This window comes from Proteinivorax hydrogeniformans, from assembly GCF_040515995.1.
Taxonomy (GTDB): Bacteria; Bacillota; Proteinivoracia; order Proteinivoracales; family Proteinivoracaceae; genus Proteinivorax; species Proteinivorax hydrogeniformans.
Genome location: NZ_CP159485.1, coordinates 1,488,844 through 1,508,930, shown reverse-complemented (window position 1 = coordinate 1,508,930; position 20,087 = coordinate 1,488,844). Strand labels below are relative to the sequence as shown.

General features: G+C 36.7%; 27 protein-coding genes. All 27 read left to right on the top strand.

Going from position 1 to position 20,087, the window contains the following annotated elements:
• Positions 1-6 precede the first annotated feature (6 nt).
• The gene (trmFO, locus tag PRVXH_RS07170; protein ID WP_353892107.1) at positions 7-1,296 is read left to right on the top strand and encodes a methylenetetrahydrofolate--tRNA-(uracil(54)-C(5))-methyltransferase (FADH(2)-oxidizing) TrmFO; all 1,290 of its coding nucleotides are present in this window, start codon (positions 7-9) and stop codon (positions 1,294-1,296) included.
• 49 nt (positions 1,297-1,345) lie between these two features.
• On the top strand, positions 1,346-2,230 hold the full coding sequence (xerC, locus tag PRVXH_RS07165) for a tyrosine recombinase XerC (protein WP_353892106.1): 885 nt from the start codon (positions 1,346-1,348) through the stop codon (positions 2,228-2,230).
• 115 nt (positions 2,231-2,345) lie between these two features.
• On the top strand, positions 2,346-3,128 hold the full coding sequence (gene codY, locus PRVXH_RS07160; protein WP_353892105.1) for a GTP-sensing pleiotropic transcriptional regulator CodY: 783 nt from the start codon (positions 2,346-2,348) through the stop codon (positions 3,126-3,128).
• Positions 3,129-3,316: 188 nt separating this feature from the next.
• A complete protein-coding gene (flgB, locus tag PRVXH_RS07155) occupies positions 3,317-3,730 on the top strand; it encodes a flagellar basal body rod protein FlgB (RefSeq protein WP_353892104.1) in 414 nt (137 codons plus the stop codon).
• Between the two features lie 2 nt (positions 3,731-3,732).
• On the top strand, positions 3,733-4,176 hold the full coding sequence (gene flgC, locus PRVXH_RS07150; protein ID WP_353892103.1) for a flagellar basal body rod protein FlgC: 444 nt from the start codon (positions 3,733-3,735) through the stop codon (positions 4,174-4,176).
• 33 nt (positions 4,177-4,209) lie between these two features.
• Positions 4,210-4,497: a flagellar hook-basal body complex protein FliE gene (gene fliE / locus PRVXH_RS07145; RefSeq protein ID WP_353892102.1), complete on the top strand. Its 288-nt coding sequence runs from the start codon at positions 4,210-4,212 to the stop codon at positions 4,495-4,497.
• A 14-nt stretch (positions 4,498-4,511) separates the two neighbouring features.
• On the top strand, positions 4,512-6,005 hold the full coding sequence (gene fliF, locus PRVXH_RS07140) for a flagellar basal-body MS-ring/collar protein FliF (RefSeq protein WP_353892101.1): 1,494 nt from the start codon (positions 4,512-4,514) through the stop codon (positions 6,003-6,005).
• Positions 6,006-6,020: 15 nt separating this feature from the next.
• The gene (gene fliG, locus PRVXH_RS07135) at positions 6,021-7,025 is read left to right on the top strand and encodes a flagellar motor switch protein FliG (RefSeq protein ID WP_353892100.1); all 1,005 of its coding nucleotides are present in this window, start codon (positions 6,021-6,023) and stop codon (positions 7,023-7,025) included.
• On the top strand, positions 7,018-7,716 hold the full coding sequence (locus PRVXH_RS07130; protein WP_353892099.1) for a FliH/SctL family protein: 699 nt from the start codon (positions 7,018-7,020) through the stop codon (positions 7,714-7,716). The genes fliG and PRVXH_RS07130 overlap by 8 nt, the downstream gene beginning before the upstream one ends.
• A 1-nt stretch (position 7,717) precedes the next feature.
• The gene (gene fliI, locus PRVXH_RS07125) at positions 7,718-9,028 is read left to right on the top strand and encodes a flagellar protein export ATPase FliI (RefSeq protein WP_353892098.1); all 1,311 of its coding nucleotides are present in this window, start codon (positions 7,718-7,720) and stop codon (positions 9,026-9,028) included.
• Between the two features lie 15 nt (positions 9,029-9,043).
• The gene (gene fliJ, locus PRVXH_RS07120) at positions 9,044-9,475 is read left to right on the top strand and encodes a flagellar export protein FliJ (RefSeq protein ID WP_353892097.1); all 432 of its coding nucleotides are present in this window, start codon (positions 9,044-9,046) and stop codon (positions 9,473-9,475) included.
• Between the two features lie 18 nt (positions 9,476-9,493).
• Positions 9,494-10,039 carry a hypothetical protein gene (locus PRVXH_RS07115; protein WP_353892096.1) on the top strand — a complete coding sequence of 182 codons (546 nt, stop codon included), beginning with the start codon at positions 9,494-9,496 and terminating at the stop codon, positions 10,037-10,039.
• 28 nt (positions 10,040-10,067) lie between these two features.
• Positions 10,068-11,312 carry a flagellar hook-length control protein FliK gene (locus PRVXH_RS07110; RefSeq protein ID WP_353892095.1) on the top strand — a complete coding sequence of 415 codons (1,245 nt, stop codon included), beginning with the start codon at positions 10,068-10,070 and terminating at the stop codon, positions 11,310-11,312.
• Between the two features lie 15 nt (positions 11,313-11,327).
• The gene (locus tag PRVXH_RS07105) at positions 11,328-11,768 is read left to right on the top strand and encodes a flagellar hook capping FlgD N-terminal domain-containing protein (RefSeq protein ID WP_353892094.1); all 441 of its coding nucleotides are present in this window, start codon (positions 11,328-11,330) and stop codon (positions 11,766-11,768) included.
• Complete coding sequence (locus PRVXH_RS07100; RefSeq protein ID WP_353892093.1) at positions 11,761-12,129, top strand: TIGR02530 family flagellar biosynthesis protein; 369 nt, start codon at positions 11,761-11,763, stop codon at positions 12,127-12,129. Before PRVXH_RS07105 ends, PRVXH_RS07100 begins: the two co-directional genes overlap by 8 nt.
• A gap of 73 nt (positions 12,130-12,202) precedes the next feature.
• A complete protein-coding gene (locus tag PRVXH_RS07095; RefSeq protein WP_353892092.1) occupies positions 12,203-13,105 on the top strand; it encodes a flagellar hook-basal body complex protein in 903 nt (300 codons plus the stop codon).
• Between the two features lie 48 nt (positions 13,106-13,153).
• Positions 13,154-13,375 (top strand): flagellar FlbD family protein, encoded by a 222-nt coding sequence (locus tag PRVXH_RS07090; protein ID WP_353892091.1) that lies wholly within the window; start codon positions 13,154-13,156, stop codon positions 13,373-13,375.
• A gap of 3 nt (positions 13,376-13,378) precedes the next feature.
• Entirely contained in the window at positions 13,379-14,176 is a 798-nt protein-coding gene (locus tag PRVXH_RS07085; RefSeq protein ID WP_353892090.1) for a MotA/TolQ/ExbB proton channel family protein, read from the top strand.
• Entirely contained in the window at positions 14,163-14,882 is a 720-nt protein-coding gene (locus PRVXH_RS07080) for an OmpA family protein (RefSeq protein WP_353892089.1), read from the top strand. Before PRVXH_RS07085 ends, PRVXH_RS07080 begins: the two co-directional genes overlap by 14 nt.
• 15 nt (positions 14,883-14,897) lie before the next feature.
• On the top strand, positions 14,898-15,335 hold the full coding sequence (locus PRVXH_RS07075) for a flagellar basal body-associated FliL family protein (protein WP_353892088.1): 438 nt from the start codon (positions 14,898-14,900) through the stop codon (positions 15,333-15,335).
• A 17-nt stretch (positions 15,336-15,352) separates the two neighbouring features.
• A complete protein-coding gene (fliM, locus tag PRVXH_RS07070) occupies positions 15,353-16,348 on the top strand; it encodes a flagellar motor switch protein FliM (RefSeq protein ID WP_353892087.1) in 996 nt (331 codons plus the stop codon).
• The gene (gene fliY, locus PRVXH_RS07065; RefSeq protein ID WP_353892086.1) at positions 16,341-17,480 is read left to right on the top strand and encodes a flagellar motor switch phosphatase FliY; all 1,140 of its coding nucleotides are present in this window, start codon (positions 16,341-16,343) and stop codon (positions 17,478-17,480) included. Before fliM ends, fliY begins: the two co-directional genes overlap by 8 nt.
• 24 nt (positions 17,481-17,504) lie before the next feature.
• Entirely contained in the window at positions 17,505-17,867 is a 363-nt protein-coding gene (locus PRVXH_RS07060; protein WP_353892085.1) for a response regulator, read from the top strand.
• 9 nt (positions 17,868-17,876) lie between these two features.
• Positions 17,877-18,251: a flagellar biosynthetic protein FliO gene (locus tag PRVXH_RS07055; protein WP_353892084.1), complete on the top strand. Its 375-nt coding sequence runs from the start codon at positions 17,877-17,879 to the stop codon at positions 18,249-18,251.
• Between the two features lie 7 nt (positions 18,252-18,258).
• Positions 18,259-19,017 (top strand): flagellar type III secretion system pore protein FliP, encoded by a 759-nt coding sequence (gene fliP, locus PRVXH_RS07050; protein WP_353892083.1) that lies wholly within the window; start codon positions 18,259-18,261, stop codon positions 19,015-19,017.
• 14 nt (positions 19,018-19,031) lie between these two features.
• Positions 19,032-19,304, top strand: a complete 273-nt coding sequence (gene fliQ / locus PRVXH_RS07045) for a flagellar biosynthesis protein FliQ (RefSeq protein ID WP_353892082.1) — start codon at positions 19,032-19,034, stop codon at positions 19,302-19,304.
• A gap of 2 nt (positions 19,305-19,306) precedes the next feature.
• Positions 19,307-20,086, top strand: a complete 780-nt coding sequence (gene fliR / locus PRVXH_RS07040) for a flagellar biosynthetic protein FliR (protein ID WP_353892081.1) — start codon at positions 19,307-19,309, stop codon at positions 20,084-20,086.
• The last annotated feature ends 1 nt before the right edge of the window (position 20,087 follow it).

Here is a 20,087-nt window from a genome sequence, read left to right as displayed (position 1 = left end):
GAATAAATGGATAAAGTAAATGTTATTGGAGCGGGATTAGCAGGCAGTGAGTGCGCTTGGCAACTTGCAAACATGGGAATAGAAGTTGATCTTTATGAAATGCGTCCACACAGTAGTACGCCAGCACACACTACTGATAAGTTTGCGGAGTTAGTATGTAGTAACTCCCTTCGGGCAAGCGCTACTACTAATGCTGTTGGGCTGCTCAAACAAGAGCTTAGAGAATTAAACTCGTTGATAATGGAATGTGCTGATGCCACTAAAGTACCGGCTGGCGGTGCTTTAGCTGTTGATAGAGAAAAATTTAGCGAAATGGTAACCACAAAAATTAGCCAGCACCCTAAAATTAATATCATAAATAAAGAGGTTGATGGCTTAGAATTTTCTGATCCAGTTGTTATTGCTAGCGGGCCTCTAACTTCAGAAACCTTGGCAGCTGAAATAAAAAAAGTAACTGGTGATGAATACCTATACTTCTTTGACGCTGCAGCTCCTATAGTTACTAAAGAATCAATTAATTTTGACAAAGCATTTATCGGTTCTAGGTATAATAAAGGGGACGGTAATTATATCAACTGTCCCATGACTGAAGAAGAGTATAACATTTTTTATACTGAGTTAATGGCAGCTGAGCGAGCTCCTTTAAAAGATTTTGAAAAAGAGATTTACTTTGAAGGCTGTATGCCGGTGGAAGAAATGGCTAAAAGAGGAGAAAAGACATTATTGTTTGGGCCACTTAAGCCGGTTGGGTTGGAGGATCCTAAAACAGGTAAAAGGTTTCATGCTGTTGTGCAGTTAAGACAAGATAATCTTGAAGGCACCTTATATAATATTGTAGGTTTTCAAACCCATCTTAAATGGGGGGAGCAAAAAAGGGTCTTTAGATTGATTCCAGGTTTGGAGAATGCAGATTTTGTGAGATATGGGGTAATGCACAAAAATACCTATATTAATTCTCCTAAGCTATTAAATTCGCAGCTTAAACTAAAAGATACCAAAGACATACACTTTGCAGGGCAAATTACAGGTTCAGAAGGTTATGTAGAAGCTGTAGCAACCGGTGTGTCTGTGGCCTATGGACTAACCAAAAACCTTTCCTTCCCCGATGAAACAGCTGTTGGCTCGTTAATTAGATATATTACAAAAACACCAACTAAAAATTTTCAACCAATGAACATTAATTTTGGGATCTTTGAACCATTAGAAAAAAGAGAAAGAAATAAAAAAGAAAGATATAGTAAATATGCAGAAAGAGCGCTAAAATCTTTAGAAGAGTTTAAAAAAATTAATAACTAGTATTGCCAATTAAAAATACCTCTGTTATTATAAGTAAGGTGGTTTTAAAATGGTTAATTGGTTAGAAGATTTCTTAGAGTCTTTAAAAGTAGAGAAGAACTGTTCCCTTCATACTTTAAGGAGTTATGAAGGGGATTTAAGATTTTTTTTAGCCTTTACTACTAAAGGACAAGAGGACATCAAAGCTCTAGAAAGTCACTTAACAATAAGAAAATACTTAGCTCATCTCCAAAATGATGGTTATTCAAGAAAGAGTATCTCAAGAAAACTTTCTGCGATACGTTCTTTTTATAAATTTCTATATAAACATGGTTTGATTGAAAAAAATCCAATCAGCAAGATATATACTCCTAAACAGGAAAAAAAGTTACCGAAGTTTTTGTCGGTGGAAGCTATTACATCATTAATAGAGTCCCCTGATACGAGCACTTTTTTAGGTCTTAGGGATAGAACAATTATGGAAATGTTATATTCGTCAGGAATCAGAGTTTCGGAGTTAGCCTCGATGTCATTAGATGATATACAGTTAGGCAGGGGCTTGGTCAAAGTCTTTGGTAAGGGACGAAAAGAACGTCTGTGTCCAATTGGGGGGCAAGCACAAGATATTTTACATAACTACTTGGATGCACGACAAAATTTCTTAAATAATAACCATATAAAGGCTGTTTTTTTAAACCGTTATGGAAAACCTATTACCGATAGGAGTATTAGAAGGATAGTTGATAAGTATGTTGAGATTCAAGCTCTTAAGATGAATGTTTCGCCCCATACTTTTAGACATTCTTTTGCTACCCACCTTTTAGATAGGGGTGCAGACCTTCGAGAAGTACAAGAGCTTTTAGGTCATGCCAATGTAACTACGACACAAATTTATACACATGTTACAAAGGAAAGATTAAAAAGTGTTTATGATAATTTTCACCCCAGAGCGTAAACTCTTTGACAATTACAGATTGTTGTTGTAAAATTTAGATAAGTTATTTTTTAAAAATTTAGTATTGACACAAAATTAAATACCAAAATATTAAGTTTCTAGGAGGAAATAAAAAATGCAGGACTTATTAACAAAAACAAGAAGAATTAACAAATTGCTTCAAAAATCAAGTGGACAAGCGGTAGACTTTAAGGAAGTGGCAGAGGTTTTGCGAGATGTAATTTCTGCTAATGTTTATGTTGCAAGTAGAAAAGGTAAAATCCTTGGGTCTTCAATAGTGGATGATTATGAATGCAGCATTATGAAGGAGGAGGTTCTTCCAAAAGGTGTCTTTCCAGAAGAATACAATCAAAACCTACTTAGAGTAATCGAAACCTCTTCTAACATCCAGTCAAAGGATTTATGTGTTTTTAGTGATGAAGACAAGTGCTTGTTTGAAAACAATCTAACAACAATCGTTCCGATTGTTGGAGGTGGAGAAAGACTTGGCACCTTAGTTTTAGCTAGGTTTGGAGAAGAATTTAGCGATGAGGATTTACTTTTAGGTGAGTATGGTTCTACTGTAGTAGGTATGGAAATTATCAGAGCAAAAACTACAGAGGTTGAAGAAAAAGCTAGAAATAAAGCAATTGTACAATTGGCAGTAGCGACTCTTTCATACTCTGAGCTAGAAGCTATTGAACATATATTTGAAGAGCTAGATGGAACTGAAGGATTACTAGTGGCTAGCAAAATAGCAGATAGAGTAGGTATCACAAGATCTGTTATAGTTAATGCCTTACGCAAGTTTGAAAGTGCAGGCGTTATCGAATCAAGATCACTAGGGATGAAAGGTACATTCATTAAGATAAAAAATGAAAACCTTTTAGAAGAACTTAAGAGCATAAAGACTAAATAACACCAAAAAAGAGCTGGAGTTACTGCCAGTTCTTTTTTATGTCAATTTTCCCCAATATTTACACTTACTCCTAAAGTCCTATGTAGCTTCCTCTATTTTCTTGCAGGAATATGGGGAAAAATGACGAATAGTAAAATGGTGATATATTTACATAAAAGACGGTTTCTTATGATAAAGGAGAGATTAGGGTGCGAGGAATATTTGCTCAGCCAACATTTCAAGTGTTGGAAAAAGGTATTGAAGGTTCTACAAAAAGGCAGGGCGTTCTGACAAACAACATTGCAAACGTTGATACCCCTGGATTTAAAAGAAGTGATGTTACTTTTAAAGGGGAATTACATAAAGCGTTAAACAAAAAAGGATTACCAGGTGAGGTAACTCACCATAACCATCGCCCTATTGGCAGACAAACTTTGTCCGCTGTTCATCCTCAAAAGCAAAGAGATTATTCCACATCTATGAGAGAAGATGGAAACAATGTTGATATCGAGCTAGAGACAGCAGCGATGGCTAAAAATGGTATATACCATTCAACCTTAACCCAGCAGCTAAATAATAAGTTTGGTATGTTAAGAACTGTTATAAATGAAGGGAGGAGATAGAGATGTCAATTTTTAACACAATCAATACCAGTGCGTCTGGCCTTACAGCGCAAAGGTTAAGACTTGATGTTATTTCTGAAAATATAGCTAATGTTAATACGACTAGGACAGAAGATGGCGGTCCATATAGAAGGAAAGAAGCAGTGTTGGCATCAAAAGAAGAGGACTCTTTCCAAAGCTTTTTAAGAAGCAGCATAAATGCAGAGAAAAAACACCAACCAGGAGTTAAAGTTTCACGCATAGTGGAAGACCAGTCTCCGTTTGTACAAAAGTATCAGCCTGATCATCCGGACGCCGATGAAAATGGTATAGTGCAAAAACCAAATGTTAATATTGTAACTGAAATGACGAACATGATATCAGCCAATAGGTCATACGAAGCGAACGTAACCAGCATTAATACAGCCAAATCAATGGCTATGAAATCCCTTGAGATAGGTAGGTAACCAATAGTAAGTTTATGCTTGGAGGTGTAGGTAGTGGACATAACAAAAGTTGATTTGGCAGGCCTTCAAAAAGCCAATAGAACTAAAAACGTTGAAACAAGTGGAGAATTTGGGTCATTTTTAAATGATGCAGTCAGAAAAGTAAATGATTTGGAACTAAAAGCTGATGATCTAACTAACAGATTTGCTTCTGGCGAAGACATAGATATACATAATGTAATGATAGCCGCTGAGCAAGCGAATATAGCTATGCAGCTTACAGTGCAAATTCAAAATAAACTTGTGGAAGCTTATAACGAGCTAATGCGCATGCAGATTTAGTAAGGGGTGCTCTAATGAATGAACTAAAAGATAATATTGCAAATCAAATGAAAAGCTTGTGGTCAGAAAGACCCAAGCCAGAGAGAATAAAAATAATGGCAGCTATCTTCTTTTTGCTGATAACCGCAACATCTCTAGGAGTACTATTTTTAAGCTCAGATATGGAAGTGGTTTATTCAGAACTTTCATCTCAGGATGTTTCGCAAATGACGATAAAACTAAGGGAGATGGGAGTAGATTACGAAGTAAAAGAAGGTGGCACTGCAATAGCTGTCCCTAAAAATGATGCTGATGATGTTCGAGTTTTTATGTCCACAAATCAGCTCCCCAGAAGCAGCGGCATGATTGGCTATGAAAGACTGGAAAATGTAAGTAGCTTTGCTCCAGAGTCAGAAAGACAAATCTTGTATTTACAAGCTTTGCAGGAAGAAATTATTAGGAATATTGAGTTGTTTCCGGAAGTAAATAGGGCACAAGTAAATATAACTCCAGCCACTGAATCTATATATACAAGTAATAGAGAAGAGGCCAAAGCAGCGGTTACATTATTTTTAGATGGTGTTACTCTTTCGGCAAACCAGGTAAACGGGATTAAACACCTAGTTGCAAACAGTGTGGAAGGCTTATCTTATGAGGGAGTTTTTGTAACAGATCAAGACATGACACCTTTAGATGAAAGCTCTCAGCCCACAACACAAGTAGGGGATATCAGGGAAAACCTCGCTATACAAAATGACTTTGAACGTAATTTGCAAAACAGCTTAGAGTCTTTATTAGGGGTATATTTTGACTATGATAACGTAGCTGTGAATGTAAACGCAGAGTTAAACTTCGACCATTTAGTTAGAGAATCAGAGCTTTTCGACCCATTAACTGATGGTGAACAGATAGTTAGATCTATGGAAGTTTTAGAAGAACACTTTACAGGTCAGGGTATTGATCCAGTGGGTGAGGAAGATATTCCTACTTATCCCGGTGTAGACGGTGGAGCTACTGAATCAGAAAAAAGACATGAGATAATTAATCATGAGATTAATAAGGTTAAGGAGCATTTAGTTGTGGCACCAGGTTCTGTGGATAGATTGTCAGTGGCAGTTTTAGTAAACGGTGAATTAGGTCAAGAAGAAAGCGAAGCTATAAGTGACTTTGTAGCTGTAGCTGCAGGACTTGATGTAGAAGGAAGAGCAGATCAAATAAATGTAATGAGTGGAGATTTTGCTGAAGTTTCTGAAGCAGATGACGCTGTAGTAATTCAAGAACCTTGGCTAACTAGAGAGTTAGCATTAATAGCACTAGCAGGTCTAGGATTAATAATTGCGGCGGTCTTTGGAGTAATGGTGACTAAAAACAGAAATCAACCTACAGGATATCAGGAAGTAGCAGCAACTACAGAACAGGAAGATATAGATATCCAAGAAAACAATCAAGAAGAAAAAATAAAACGTCTTGCTAGTAAAGATCCCAAAGGTGTATCAAAGCTTATTAAATCTTGGATAGCAGAAGAGTAGTTAGGTGGTGGAATAATGGCAACTTTATCAGGAAAAAAGAAAGCAGCAGTGTTATTGATTACTTTGGGACCGGAGATTTCTGCGGAAATTTTTAAACATTTAAGCGAGGAAGAAATTGAAGAGCTAACCTTAGAGATTGCCAACGCAAGGAAGATTTCAAACGAAGAAAGAGAAAAGATATTAGATGAGTTTGGAGAAATGTGTATGGCTCATGAATATATTTCTTCAGGTGGTATAGATTACGCCAAGCAAATATTAGAAAAGGCTGTAGGATCACAAAAAGCTGTTGATATTATAGGGAGATTAACTGCGTCACTGCAAGTAAAGCCTTTTGATTTTGTGAGAAAAGCTGACCCACATCAAATATTAAACTTTCTTTCCAATGAACACCCACAAACTATTGCGTTAGTTCTTTCATTTTTGCAGCCGGAACAAGCGTCTATTGTACTTTCGGGGCTTTCTCCAGAAGTGCAAAGTGAGATAACTAAAAGGATAGCGACTATGGATAGAACATCTCCTGAGGTTATTAGAGAGATTGAAGATATACTAGAACAAAAGCTTTCATCTATGAGTAATGAAGATTATACAAACGCCGGCGGAATCGATGTAATAGTTGATATTATTAATAAGGTTGATAGAGGGACGGAAAAATCGATTTTTGAAAACCTTGAAATTGAAGACCCGGAACTTACAGAAGAGATTAGAAGAAAAATGTTTGTGTTTGAAGATGTTATTAACCTAGATGATCAATCAATCCAACGGGTAGTTAGAGAAGTAACCAATCAAGAACTTTCCATGGCGCTAAAAGTTGCCAGCGATGAAGTTAGTGAAAAAGTATTTAAGAACATGTCTAAACGTCAAGCAGCTATGATAAAGGAAGAAATGGAGTTTATGGGACCAGTTCGACTGCGAGATATTGAGGAAGCGCAACAAAAGATTGTGAATCTTATTAGAAAACTAGAAGAAACAGGTGAAATTATAATAGCCCGTGGTGGCGGGGGTGATGAGATCGTTGTCTAACGTAATAAAGTCATTTAACGTTAAGGAAAGCGATGTAAGGAAAATAGATATTTCAAATTTTGCTGTCAATGCCGATGTCCAGAAACAGAAACTAGAAGCAAAAAAAACATCAACACCAATTGAAACTGACATTCAAAAAGCTAAAAAAGAAGCAGATCAGATTTTAAGAATGGCTCAAAAAGAAAAAGAGGATATATACAGAAAAGCTAAGGAAAAAGGCTTTAAGGAAGGTTATGATAAAGGGTTTGACGAAGGCAGGCAGGTAGGAATGAGTGATGGTAAGTCTAAAGCTGAGAAGCTAATAGCAAAGACCGAAGACTTATTAAGTCAGACTGAAAGTTTAAAAGCTGAACTTTTGATACAAGCGGAAAAGGACATTTTAGCTCTGACTGGATTTATCTTAGAACAGGTTATTGGTGATGTGACAAGTCAAGATAAAAACTTGATAAAAACCCTTTATGATAAACTATCTCCGTTGGCTAAGCCCAGAAACTTAAAAGAAGTCATTGTATCTTCAGCTAATGAACAACTCATAACTAGTTATCTAGAAGATATAGGTGACTCTAATGTGAGAGTTGTTACCGACAGGCAAATGAGAGATGATGAAATTAAAGTAGTAACTAATCAAGGCTACATACCATACAACATTACAGCTTTAGTTAATGAAATTAAAGAACAGTTGGTGAATTAATATGACTGATTCTGCACTAAACATTGATTATTTTCAAAAAAAAGCAGAACAAATTCTATCTCCTAAAGCCCATGGCACCCTTCAAGAGGTTACAGGGTTGACGCTAAAATGCAAAGGACCTTGGGGCAACATAGGTGACATTTGCACAATTAGGACCTCTGCAGGGGATGAGGTTTTTGCTGAAATTGTAGGATTTAAAGCTGATTGTAGTTTATTAATGCCGTTAGGTGACATTAAAAATATCGGGCCGGGATGTGAAGTCAAAAATTTCGGTCATCCTCTAACTGTAAAGGTTTCAGACAAGTTGTTAGGGAGAGTGCTTGATGGATTAGGTAATCCTCTAGATGGCAAAGGACCTATATACACTGACTCTGAATACCCTACCGTTAATGAACCACCAAGTCCATTAAAAAGGCCAAGGATTAAACAGCCACTAAGTGTCGGTGTTAAACCAATTGACGGACTGCTGACAATGGGTAAAGGGCAGAGGATGGGGATTTTTGCTGGAAGTGGTGTAGGTAAAAGTACCCTATTAGGCATGGTTTCGAGAAATACCAAAGCTGATATAAATGTTATAGCTTTAATTGGCGAGAGAGGTCGAGAGGTGATGGACTTTATCGAACGTGACCTAGGAGAAGAGGGACTAAAACGAAGCGTTGTTATTGTAGCTACCTCTGACCAACCACCTCTGGTAAGGCTTAAAGGAGCTTTCGTCGCTACAAGTATAGCAGAATACTTTAGGGATCAAAAAAAAGATGTTATGTTACTTATGGATTCTGTGACCAGATTTGCCATGGCACAAAGAGAAATCGGCTTATCTTTGGGAGAGCCACCTACCACTAGAGGTTATACACCTTCGGTATTTACACTACTACCGAAGCTGTTTGAACGTAGCGGAACAAGTGAGCTAGGTAGCATTACTGGTATTTACACAGTTCTTGTCGATGGGGATGATTTTAACGAGCCGGTAACGGATGCAGTTAGGGGAATTTTAGATGGCCATATCATACTATCAAGAGATATAGCAAGTCAAAACCATTACCCTGCCATTGACATTCTTAACAGTGTTTCTAGGGTTATGGGGGAAGTTGTAGATGATGAACATAAAGAGTTAGCTGCAAACTTACGTAAAGTTTTAGGTAATTACAAAAAGGCAGAGGACCTTATAAATATAGGAGCATATAAAAAAGGTAGTAATAATGATATAGACGAGGCAATTGAAAAAAACGGCAGGATAATGAACTTTTTAAAGCAGAGTGTAGATTCAAAATACTCCCTTTCTGACAGCGTTGAACTTTTAAAAGAAATATAAGGTGGTTTTTTACTTATGAAAGGTTTTAATTTTAGCTTGCAAAAGGTTTTAGAATATAAAGAAACTCTTTTAAATGAAGAGATTAGCAAAATACAAGATAAGCTATCTAAAATTAATAAAACCCAACAAGACATTGAAAGTGTGGGCCTTAGGAAAACTCAAGTAGTTAAAGCGACTAACGAAAAGTGTAGCCAGGGTATAACCGTAGAAAATTTTTCCTGCCATAGCAAATACTTTTCCTTTTTACATGATACAGAAAAACGCCTTTATACTATTCAAAGTAAACAAAAAGAGCAATTAGATAACCTAAAAAACATTGCTCAAATGCGACAAAAAGAAAAAAAGACATTAGAGAAGTTGAAAGAGAAAAAATTAAAAGAGTTTGGATACAACCTGAAAAAGCAGGAGCAAAACTTCATAGACGACATTGTTTCCGCTAGGCATTAGCAAGGAGGCGTTTATAAAATGGCGATTACAGCGCAAAAGTTAAAGATGTTTGGTTATGTAGTGGTTATACCATTAGTTTTAGCATTTATAATATTCGTTCTAATTTCAAATGCTCTTGGGCTTGATCTTTTACCTATACCCTTTCTAGATTTAAGTGTTCAAGACCCTGCTAAGGAAGAATTAGAAGTAATAGTTGCAGAGAAAGAGGAAGAAATCAAATCTTTAGAAAGTTCCGTTTCGCTTCTTTCAGAACGATATGATGAATTAAAAGAAAGCCAGAATGCAAAAGCAAAAGAGCTAGAGCTTTGGGAGCAAGATCTAAAAGAGCTAGAAGAACAGCTAGTGGAAAAAGAAGAAATGCTAAATGATAAAAAAGTAAGAATAGAGACGATAGCGGATAAGTATTCAAATATGCGCACAAGAGATGCTGCTGCTATTTTACAAGAGTTAGACGATGATGAAATAATAGCAATATTTAAGTTTATGGACTCTGATACAGTGTCAGACATACTTTCGTCATTTGAACCATCTCGCGCCGCTAGCATTACCAAAAACATGATGTAAAAATAGTTTGTGGAAAGGAGGTGAAAAGATGAAAGTAGAGTTAATGACAATGTTGACGCCAATTCTTAACTCAAAACAAGGTGAGGGAGCTAAGCAAGGAGATTTTGCAAAGACTCTAAGCGATAGCGTTGGAGAAGGAGAAGATGAGCTAATAGCTAGCCTTATTCATTCACTACAAGACGGCGAGTTAGATGTGATGGAAATCATGTTTTTAGCTATAGCCTTAGACCCTAGCCTGCTAGAAAAGCTTGCTTCAGAGATTAGCCCGAACCTAGAAAAAGGGACAAGTCAGCTTCAGATGCTTGATGGAAAAAAGGATATATTTGAGCAATCTAAGCTTAACCAAATTCTTGCAGATAAAAAAGTAGATTCCGATTTAAAACTAGACAAGCTTAAAACACTTTTGGCTGAAAAGAATCCAGAAATCGCAAAAATGGATAACGATAAGGTGAAGCAGCAGATGAAAATGGCTATGGAAAACCTTAATGAAGAGAGGTCATCCAATTTAGCAAAGGCATTGAATAAAGCCGATGATAAGACTTTATCTAGATTAGAAGAGATTTTGGGCAAGCTTGATGGAAAAACGTTGCCTAAATCAGAAAAGTTAGCTTTACAAAAGTTAACACAGATTAAAAAGCATTTAAACGTTGAATTAGCAGAGGAAAGCAGCAAAAAAACGAAAGCTCAAGACATTTCCCTATATAGTAAAATCGGTAGCACTACCGACGAGAACCAGGCTAATACCTCTAAATCTAAGGTTATTGCCACTAGCTCAAACAAAGATGTTGCAAATAGCACTCTAAACGAAATTCAATTTGAAGAAACAAACAAACTTAATGGGGTTGCCGAGAAGGTCCAAAACTTTAACACTAAGAGTTACTCACTACCATCTACTGTAAATATTAAGGTTATGGAGCTTATAAAACAAAAAATGCCTATGGTTCAGCAACATGGCAAAACCTCAACTAAAATCAAACTAATCCCTGAAAGCTTAGGAGAAATTAACATTACTATGATGATGGAAAAGGGGAACCTAACGGTTAGAATGTTAGCTCAGAATGAACAAACTTACAACAATCTTCAGCAGCAATCCGGACAGTTACATGAGAAATTACAGCAGGAAGGGTTTACAGAAGCTAACGTAGACATTGCTTTTGACTTTGGGCAATCAGATGAACAGGAAAGGCAAAAGAATGAAAATAAAGAAAGGCGACGGAATTTTAAGCTTTTTGAGGAAGAGGAAACAACTAATCTTCCGAATGTATCAATTTAGATAGGGGGTGAAGTAATGGTAAAAATCAATACAGATACAACAGCCCAAGCGCAGGCTGTAAAAAATGAGTTCAACACTACATTAGATAAAGATGACTTTTTAAAAATATTGGTTGCGCAACTTAAGCATCAAGATCCTTTAGCCCCACAAGATGATAATGAGTTTATCAACCAGATGACTCAATTTAGTTCTTTAGAGCAGGTAATGAATATAGGCGGCAAAATGGAGAAAATGCTGGAAATGGCGACCCAGTCAAGTGGACTTTCTGGAACAAATGCTTTTGCATTAGTGGGCAAGAATGTCGAGGTTGAAACACAGGATGGTAAAGAAGTAGGCATAGTTGACAGAGTTATTAAAAACGGCAATGATTTTCAGGTGGAGGTAAACGGAAATAAGCACAAAGCCGAAAATATCGTTGCAGTGTTGAACGCTGTGGAAGGTGAAAGTAATGCCTAAAATTATAAACCCAACGTTAGCCGGGAGAGTCAAGTCTAAGCCTAAACAGCTTCAAGAAACAAAAAGCCAATCCTCTTTTAATGATCTCTTTCAAAAGCAGTTAAAAGATAATATCAAAGTTTCTAAGCATGCTAAAAATCGCATTCAAAGCCGAGATATCAAAATCGATAGCAAAGTAGCTAAAAAACTTGATGAGGCTATGGAGATTCTACAACAAAAAGGTAGTAAAGATTCACTTTTAATTGTAAATAATGTGGCTTATGTCGTTAATCCACAAAGCAAAACTGTTATAACTGCTGTTGATGAGCAGAACTTAAAGGAAAAAGTTTTTACAAATATTGATAGTGCAATGCTGCTGTAGCTGGACCTCTATGAGGAAGCTTGAGCGTGGAACGATAGAAGCGCTTGCGGCATAAGAAAAGGGAGGTTTTTTAATGTTAAGATCGATGTACTCAGGAGTTAGTGGTTTAAGAAATCACCAAGTAAGAATGGATGTGGTTGGTAATAACATTGCAAACGTTAATACCATGGCATATAAGACGAGTGATGTTAATTTTAAGGATATTTATAGCCAGACTATTCAAGGGGCTTCAGCTCCAATGGATACAAGGGGTGGAGTAAACCCGATGCAAGTTGGCCTTGGTATGGATATTGCAAATATCGCTATCAATCATGAACAAGGGGCAAGTCAGGTAACTGGAAAAACTACTGATCTGATGGTTGATGGAGATGGCTACTTTATGGTTGGAACACTAGATGACGATGGGAACCCAGACGAGGTCTTTTATACAAGAGCTGGCAACTTTGAAATTGATGAAGAAGGAAACCTAGTATCTGCTACTAATGGTTACTATGTTTTGGGTGCCGGTATAGACGGAGACGATGACGGAATACGTCAAATTGATGATGATGCATTTGACGATAATGACATTGAAAACTTAAGTCCCATAAACATAACTGAGTTTCTTCCTGCTGATGAGGAAAGAAATGTTATGTTTGATATAGCCCAGGATGGACAGGTTGTTGAAATAGAGCCTGATGGAACTATAAATCCTTTAGGTAGAGTGGGTTTAGCTTACTTCAACAACCCAGGAGGGTTATTGCGCACCGGTGACAATCTATTCACCACTTCAGCTAACTCTGGTGAAGCAAACTTTGGCATACCAGGTGAGGGCAACCTTGGGACTGTTATGTCAGGAGCAATCGAAATGTCAAACGTTGACCTTTCGCAGGAATTTACCGATATGATTATTACTCAAAGAGGGTTTCAGGCTAACTCTAGGATTATAACAACTTCTGATGAATTACTTAATGAGCTAGTTAACCTTAAACGATAGACAGACCCCCTCCCTTTTTGGGAGGGGTAACAAAGGTGGGAAATCTTAATGATAGAAGTGACCAGACTGAACAACAAAAGTACATATATAAATAACAACCTAATAGAGTTTATGGAAAGTACTCCCGACACTGTCATTACCTTTATAACAGGGCGGAAGATTGTAATTAAAGAATCGCCTGAAGAAATTGTAGAAAAAATTATCGTTTACCAAAATAAGATCCATGACTTGGTAAAATTTCCAATAATTAAAAAAGAGGGCGAGGTGTAAGATATGGATTTAACTACAATAATAGGTATTATTATAGGGTTTGTACTTTTTATTACTGCAATTTTTTTACAAGGATCGTTAGAGGCTTTTATAAGTATAGATGGAATTTTGATAGTGCTAGGAGGTACATTAGCTGCTACGGCAGTAAGTTATCCTTTAAGTCAATTAAAGCTAATAATAAAAACTATTAAAATTGCTTTTACTAGGCAAAGCATGTCTTCTAGTGGAGTTATAAAACTTATTGTCTCGTTTGCTGATAAGGCTAGAAGGGAAGGATTACTTTCTTTGGAAGACGATTTAAATGAAGTTGATGATAACTTTCTAAAAAAGGGAGTGCAGTTAGTAGTAGACGGTACCGATCCTGAATTAGTTAGAAATATTTTAGAAACTGAACTTACTTTTTTAGAAGATAGACATAGAGCAGGAAGAGGAATTTTTGAAACAATGGGAACTTTTTCTCCTGCCTTTGGTATGGCAGGTACACTTGTTGGACTAATTAGTATGCTTGAAAGACTGGATAATCCTGATGCCATAGGACCTGGGCTAGCTACTGCACTTATTACTACATTTTATGGGGTTTTATTAGCGAACTTAGTGTTTATACCGATATCAGGAAAACTTAAAGTTAAAAGTGAAGAGGAAATTCGTTTAAAAGAGGTAGTTGTAGAAGGACTGCTTTCTATACAAGCTGGGGAAAACCCAAGAATTGTCGAAGAGAAGTTAAAAGCATTTCTAGCCCCTGGTGAAAGGGAAAGTTTAAACAATGAAGGCGATGGAGCTGAAGACGATGAGGCGGCGTAGGCGTCATGAAGAGTCGTCAAAAGGCCAACAAAATTGGCTACTAACCTACAGTGATGTAATCACCTTAGTTTTGTGCATGTTCGTAATGCTTTACTCTTTTTCAACGATAGATGCTCAGAAATTTGAGCAGCTCGTCCAGTCTTTAAATCAGTCTTTCTCAGGGGTTTTAGATGGTGGAAAGATTGTTGATCCCGCTGATGACTTAGATAATCTATTGCCTCCTGATGCAGAAGGAGATGAGGAAGAAGATGAGCTGAGGGATGTGTTTGAAGAAATCGAAGAGCTGGTAAAACAGCACGGCTTAGAGGAAGAGGTGGCTATTGGATATACTCCGATTGGTATCGAGATTACTTTTGATAATGCCACACTTTTCGATTCCGGCAGTGCAGAGTTAAGGGAAGAATCCTATGATGTTTTGGAAAACATAGGAGAAATTTTATCTGAGGTTGACAACCTTATTACAGTAGAGGGTCATACCGACGATGTGCCAATGAACTCAGCACAGTTTCCGTCAAACTGGGAACTGTCTTCCTCGAGGGCTATATCTGTAGTTAGGTACTTAAAACAAACTAATGATATAAAGCCACATAGATTAAGTGCAACTGGCTACGGAGAGTACAACCCAATAGCGACTAATGAAACTGAAAGAGGAAGACAAAAAAACAGAAGAGTAAATGTTGTTATACTGAAAAGTGAGGCACAGTAAAGGAGCGATAAAAGTATGGAAAAAGAAAACACAATGATAAGTATAAGTTTTTTAGTCATAGTTGGCCTGATTTTGATAGTGCTGGCAGCGTCTATAGCTTATATTGTAGCTAGATGGCATATAGCACCACCTGACGCCAATGGTGTCGATGATGTAGCTGTCGCTGGCGAACTGGTAGACTTAGGTGAATTTATTACAGACCTAGCTGACTCTAATAGACACGTCCGGACGGGCATATTTATAGAAATAGATGAGGACTATATTGAGGAAGTTAATGAGCATAGTGTCCAAATTCGTGATAGAATAAATACTATAATCCGCTCGCATAAAACAGAAGCTCTTAGTTCAGAGAATTGGGAGCAGGAGTTAAAAAATGAAATTTCAAAGGGAATTGAAATTTTTATCTCTGGTGAAGTAAAAAATATCTACTTTGAAAGCTTTATAGTTCAGTAGACTAAGGAGGTGAGCTAGTGTCTGAGATACTTTCACAGTCAGAAATAGATTCGCTTTTATCTGCTTTATCTACTGGAGAGATTGATGCAGAGGAAGCTAAACAACAAGAAAAAGATGAAAAAGTTAAAGTTTATGATTTTAGAAGACCAGATAAATTCTCAAAGGATCAAACTAGAACACTTCAAATGATTCACGAAAACTTTGCTCGCCTTATAACTTCTTACCTGTCTGCTAATTTAAGATCGGTTGTTAATGTATCTGTAGCTTCTGTGGACCAGGCTACATATGAGGAATTTATTCGCTCTGTTCCAAATCCTACAGTTATTGACTTATTTGAAATTGGAGCCACTGAAGGACAGGCCTTAATGGAGATAAACCCCACCATAACTTTTTCTATCATAGATAGATTAATGGGAGGGGCCGGTGAAACGCTAAAGGAAGGAAGGGCTCTTACTGAAATTGAGCAAAGGGTTATGAGAAGGACTACAGATCATATTTTAAAATCACTAAGTGACGCCTGGGCTAACGTTTGTGATTTGCAGCCTAAAACCAAAAAAGTTGAAACCAACCCTCAATTTCTACAGATAGTTTCTCCCAATGAAACTGTAGTAGTAATCGCTTTAAAAGTTATAATCGGTGAAAACGAGGGTTTTTTAAACTTATGTCTGCCGTATATTTCACTAGAAAATCTTGTTGACAAGCTAAGCTCTAGATATTGGTTTTCACAGTCAAACAATTTTAGTACAGAAAACAAAGGTGAAATTTCTAATAAACTAAGTCAAACTAGCTTAGAGGTTATAGCAGAATTAGGTTCAACGGAAATTACCGTCAGTGATTTTATTGGGTTGCATGAAGGTGATGTTATTACTTTAAATAAATCTGTTACAGATCCCATCTCTATATTGGTTAAGGGAGAAGAAAAGTATAAAGCAAAACCAGGCAAACAAAAAAATAGATTGGCTGTTCAAGTTACAGAAATAGTCGAAGGAGAGGAGTTGGAACTTAATGAGTGATGTACTATCGCAAGAAGAAATTGACGCACTATTATCCTCCAATAATAAAGAAGAAAAAGGAACAATTGAAATCGAGGCCTGGGAAAGAGATGCAATAGGAGAAATAGGAAATATCTCTCTTGGCGCTGCAGCTACTAGTTTGTCATCTTTGATAAATCAAAAGGTTCAAATAACCACACCATACGTTGAGTTAACTACAAAGCAACAAATTGCTGAAGAACATCCAAAACCTTGCATTATAGTAGAAGTTAACTATACCGAGGGGCTAGAGGGAGTTAATGTTCTTGTTATAGATCAAAAAGATGCAGCCATCATCGCAAACCTAATGTTAGGAGGAGACGGCAGAGATATAAATGACCAAATCTCAGAAATGGAGCTTAGTGCTGTCTCTGAAGCTATGAATCAAATGATGGGTGGTTCGGCAACCTCTATGTCAACAATGTTTGGAAAAACAATTAACATCTCACCACCTTCAACTCAAAAAGTAGACCTCGCCGAACAAAATATTAACGGCGCCCTCTCATCAGAAGATAAGGTTGTAAAAGTAGCTTTTAGAATGGTTATTGGCGATTTAATAGACAGTGTAATTATGCAGTTAATTCCTATTGAATTTTTTAAAGACTTAATTGGCAACATATCACCGGGCATGGCAGAAAGTGATGAAGTCCTAACCGATAATGATTTAGATGACAAAGGGTCAGAAAGCCCTAAAAATAGTGAAGAGCCTAAAAAAGAGGAGGTTGATAACACTATGAGTTCTAAAAAGGAAGCTTATTCCTCTCCAACATCTGTCAGCCAAAGAGAGCAAAAGACAGTTGATTACCAAAAAGTAGATTTTAGTGACTTAGAACCGCAAACTAGCTCTAATGAGGCACAAAATATAGATTTAATTATGGATGTTCCGTTGGAAGTTACAGTTGAGCTAGGAAGAACTAAAAAGAAAATCAAAGACATTCTCTCTTTTGGAGCGGGTTCAATTATTGAACTTGAAAAAATGGCAGGCGAAGATGTAGATATATTAGCTAATGGAAAAGTAATTGCCACAGGCGAGGTTGTTGTCATAAACGAAAACTTTGGCGTTAGGGTAACAAATATAATAACCCCTATGGAAAGGGTTAAAAAATTACAATAATTAATTATACGGAGGTATGTAAAAATGAGTAAAACAGTTCTTATTGTTGACGATGCAGCTTTTATGAGGATGATGATCAAAGATATTTTAACAAAGAATGGATTTGAAGTTATAGGAGAGGCAGCTAATGGTAAAGAGGCAGTTGAAAAATACCAAGAATTATCACCGGATTTGGTTACCATGGATATCACTATGCCAGAGATGGATGGCGTTCAAGCTTTACAAGAAATAAAAAAAATGGATGATGGGGCACGTATCGTTATGTGTTCTGCAATGGGGCAACAAGCTATGGTCATTGAAGCTATACAAAATGGTGCTAAAGACTTCATTGTAAAACCCTTCCAAGGGGATAGAGTGTTAGAAGCAATACAAAAGGCTTTAAGCTAGGGGGTAACTATGAGTCGTTGGGCCTACATTGGTGAAATATTTTTAGTTATGGTTATACTTTGTGTTTTGGTGATTGGAGCTATAGCTCTAATTAAGTTATTAAATAAAAAAATGTCTGTTACTTCTAACAATACCATGGAGGTTGTGGACAGTTTATCTATAGGTCCTAATAAAGGTTTATATTTAGTCAGGGTTGTTTCGAAGTATTATCTAATCGGCATCGGAGATTCTGTAAACCTGTTAAAGGAGATAAATGATCCTGATGAAGTAGACCTTATTGAGGAAATCAGCTCTCCGTTACAATCTTCTAGTGTTGGGGATAGCTTTGCTGATAATTTGATACAACAATTAAACAAGTTTAAATCCGATTCTAAGGGAGAGTAAGGGGAAGATGAATAAAAAGCAAATTTTATTAATTGTAATATTGGCCGTTACACTTCTGATCTTTAATATGGGTTTTCAACCGCAAACTGCTTATGCTTTTCCTTCAATTTCAGTGGATGTAGGGGAGTCGGAGGGACCGGAGGACTTTTCTACTTCTTTACAAATTCTTTTCCTCTTAACTATCCTGTCACTAGCACCAGCAATTCTAATCTTAATGACATCCTTTACAAGAACAGTAATTGTTTTGTCCTTCGTAAGAAATGGATTGGCAACTCAGCAAATGCCACCTAATCAGGTTTTAGTAGGGTTAGCGTTATTTTTAACTTTTTTTGTAATGGCGCCAGTTTGGGGTGAGGTTAACGAAAGTGCTTTACAGCCGTATTTAGAAGGGGAAATGGAGCAGGATGAAGCTTTAGAAACAGCAATGGACCCAATACGTCAATTTATGTTTGATCAAACTGGAGAAAAAGAAATAGCTCTATTTATAAATTTTTCTGAGATCGAGGAAGTAAGTGAACCCAGTGAAGTACCGACGTACATCCTAGTCCCCGCTTTTGCTATAAGCGAATTAAAAACTGCTTTCACTATAGGGTTTATCATATATATTCCATTTTTAGTAATAGATATGGTGGTTGCAAGCACTCTTATGTCAATGGGGATGATGATGCTACCTCCAGTTATGATTTCTCTGCCTTTTAAAGTTTTACTATTTGTTTTAGCTGATGGGTGGAATCTTGTTATAAATTCTTTACTTCATAGTTTTTAAAGGAGTTGAAATAATTGGGACCAGAGTTAGTTATTGATTTAGGTCGCGAAGCACTTATCATGATTTTACTTGTAGCAGCTCCTATGCTAGGTTTAGCTTTGCTTGTCGGCTTAACTGTAAGTATTTTTCAAGCTACCACCCAAATACAGGAGCAAACTCTTGCATTTATACCTAAAATAGTAGCAGTCCTTATGGCTATCTTGATATTTGGGCCATGGATGTTAAACCTTCTAGTAGAGTATGCAGTTGAAATGTTTAGTACAATTCCAACCATTGTGGGGCAGTAAATATGGAGATTTTACAACTTATTGATGAAAGGTTTATTACTTTTCTGTTGCTTCTCGTTAGGTTCAGCGGCCTATTTTTGGGAACCCCAATTTTTGGAGCAAGAAATACTCCTACTATTTTAAAGGTAGGTTTTGCTTTTTTTTGTAGTATTATTATGTTACCAGGCCAAAATGCAGGGATATCCCTAGAAGAAGCAGGAATTGCATTATTTCTACTGGCCACAAAAGAACTTCTAATCGGTTTAATCATTGGTTATATAAGTATTTTAATTTTTTCTTCTTTACAGTTTGCAGGGCAGTTTATAGATGTGCAAATGGGGCTTGGACTTGCAAATGTAATAGACCCTCAGTATGGTAACCAAATACCTTTAGTTGGAAACTTTAAATATACATTAGCTCTCCTACTATTTTTACATATAGACGGTCATCATATGTTAATTGCCGGTCTTTTTAAGAGCATAGAAGTTATGCCATTAGGTCAGGTAGAGTTTGTTGAAGGATTATATCCTTTTATATTTAATTTATTTACCGGAATGTTTTGGACTGGTCTTCAGGTTGGACTTCCAATTATCGGTACATTATTTTGTGTAAATATAGGGTTGGGAATGGTTGCAAGAACGGTCCCGCAGATTAATGTTTTCGTTGTAGGTATTCCATTGAAAATTATAGTGGGTTTTTTAGCTTTAATTTTAGTATTCCCTTTTTATATAAATGTTGTTGCTAATTTATTTACTAACCTGCTAGAAAATATCACTCAATTTTTATATATTTTAGGCGGTTAAA

Excerpts from the sequence above, each read along its gene's own strand:
- trmFO (WP_353892107.1), top strand. The coding sequence starts at position 7 with ATGGATAAAGTAAATGTTATTGGAGCGGGATTAGCAGGCAGTGAGTGC.
- xerC (WP_353892106.1), top strand. The coding sequence starts at position 1,346 with ATGGTTAATTGGTTAGAAGATTTCTTAGAGTCTTTAAAAGTAGAGAAG.
- codY (WP_353892105.1), top strand. The coding sequence starts at position 2,346 with ATGCAGGACTTATTAACAAAAACAAGAAGAATTAACAAATTGCTTCAA.
- flgC (WP_353892103.1), top strand. The coding sequence starts at position 3,733 with ATGTCAATTTTTAACACAATCAATACCAGTGCGTCTGGCCTTACAGCG.
- fliF (WP_353892101.1), top strand. The coding sequence starts at position 4,512 with ATGAATGAACTAAAAGATAATATTGCAAATCAAATGAAAAGCTTGTGG.
- fliG (WP_353892100.1), top strand. The coding sequence starts at position 6,021 with ATGGCAACTTTATCAGGAAAAAAGAAAGCAGCAGTGTTATTGATTACT.
- fliI (WP_353892098.1), top strand. The coding sequence starts at position 7,718 with ATGACTGATTCTGCACTAAACATTGATTATTTTCAAAAAAAAGCAGAA.
- fliJ (WP_353892097.1), top strand. The coding sequence starts at position 9,044 with ATGAAAGGTTTTAATTTTAGCTTGCAAAAGGTTTTAGAATATAAAGAA.
- PRVXH_RS07115 (WP_353892096.1), top strand. The coding sequence starts at position 9,494 with ATGGCGATTACAGCGCAAAAGTTAAAGATGTTTGGTTATGTAGTGGTT.
- PRVXH_RS07110 (WP_353892095.1), top strand. The coding sequence starts at position 10,068 with ATGAAAGTAGAGTTAATGACAATGTTGACGCCAATTCTTAACTCAAAA.
- PRVXH_RS07105 (WP_353892094.1), top strand. The coding sequence starts at position 11,328 with ATGGTAAAAATCAATACAGATACAACAGCCCAAGCGCAGGCTGTAAAA.
- PRVXH_RS07100 (WP_353892093.1), top strand. The coding sequence starts at position 11,761 with ATGCCTAAAATTATAAACCCAACGTTAGCCGGGAGAGTCAAGTCTAAG.
- PRVXH_RS07095 (WP_353892092.1), top strand. The coding sequence starts at position 12,203 with ATGTTAAGATCGATGTACTCAGGAGTTAGTGGTTTAAGAAATCACCAA.
- PRVXH_RS07090 (WP_353892091.1), top strand. The coding sequence starts at position 13,154 with ATGATAGAAGTGACCAGACTGAACAACAAAAGTACATATATAAATAAC.
- PRVXH_RS07085 (WP_353892090.1), top strand. The coding sequence starts at position 13,379 with ATGGATTTAACTACAATAATAGGTATTATTATAGGGTTTGTACTTTTT.
- PRVXH_RS07080 (WP_353892089.1), top strand. The coding sequence starts at position 14,163 with ATGAGGCGGCGTAGGCGTCATGAAGAGTCGTCAAAAGGCCAACAAAAT.
- PRVXH_RS07075 (WP_353892088.1), top strand. The coding sequence starts at position 14,898 with ATGGAAAAAGAAAACACAATGATAAGTATAAGTTTTTTAGTCATAGTT.
- fliY (WP_353892086.1), top strand. The coding sequence starts at position 16,341 with ATGAGTGATGTACTATCGCAAGAAGAAATTGACGCACTATTATCCTCC.
- PRVXH_RS07060 (WP_353892085.1), top strand. The coding sequence starts at position 17,505 with ATGAGTAAAACAGTTCTTATTGTTGACGATGCAGCTTTTATGAGGATG.
- PRVXH_RS07055 (WP_353892084.1), top strand. The coding sequence starts at position 17,877 with ATGAGTCGTTGGGCCTACATTGGTGAAATATTTTTAGTTATGGTTATA.
- fliP (WP_353892083.1), top strand. The coding sequence starts at position 18,259 with ATGAATAAAAAGCAAATTTTATTAATTGTAATATTGGCCGTTACACTT.
- fliR (WP_353892081.1), top strand. The coding sequence starts at position 19,307 with ATGGAGATTTTACAACTTATTGATGAAAGGTTTATTACTTTTCTGTTG.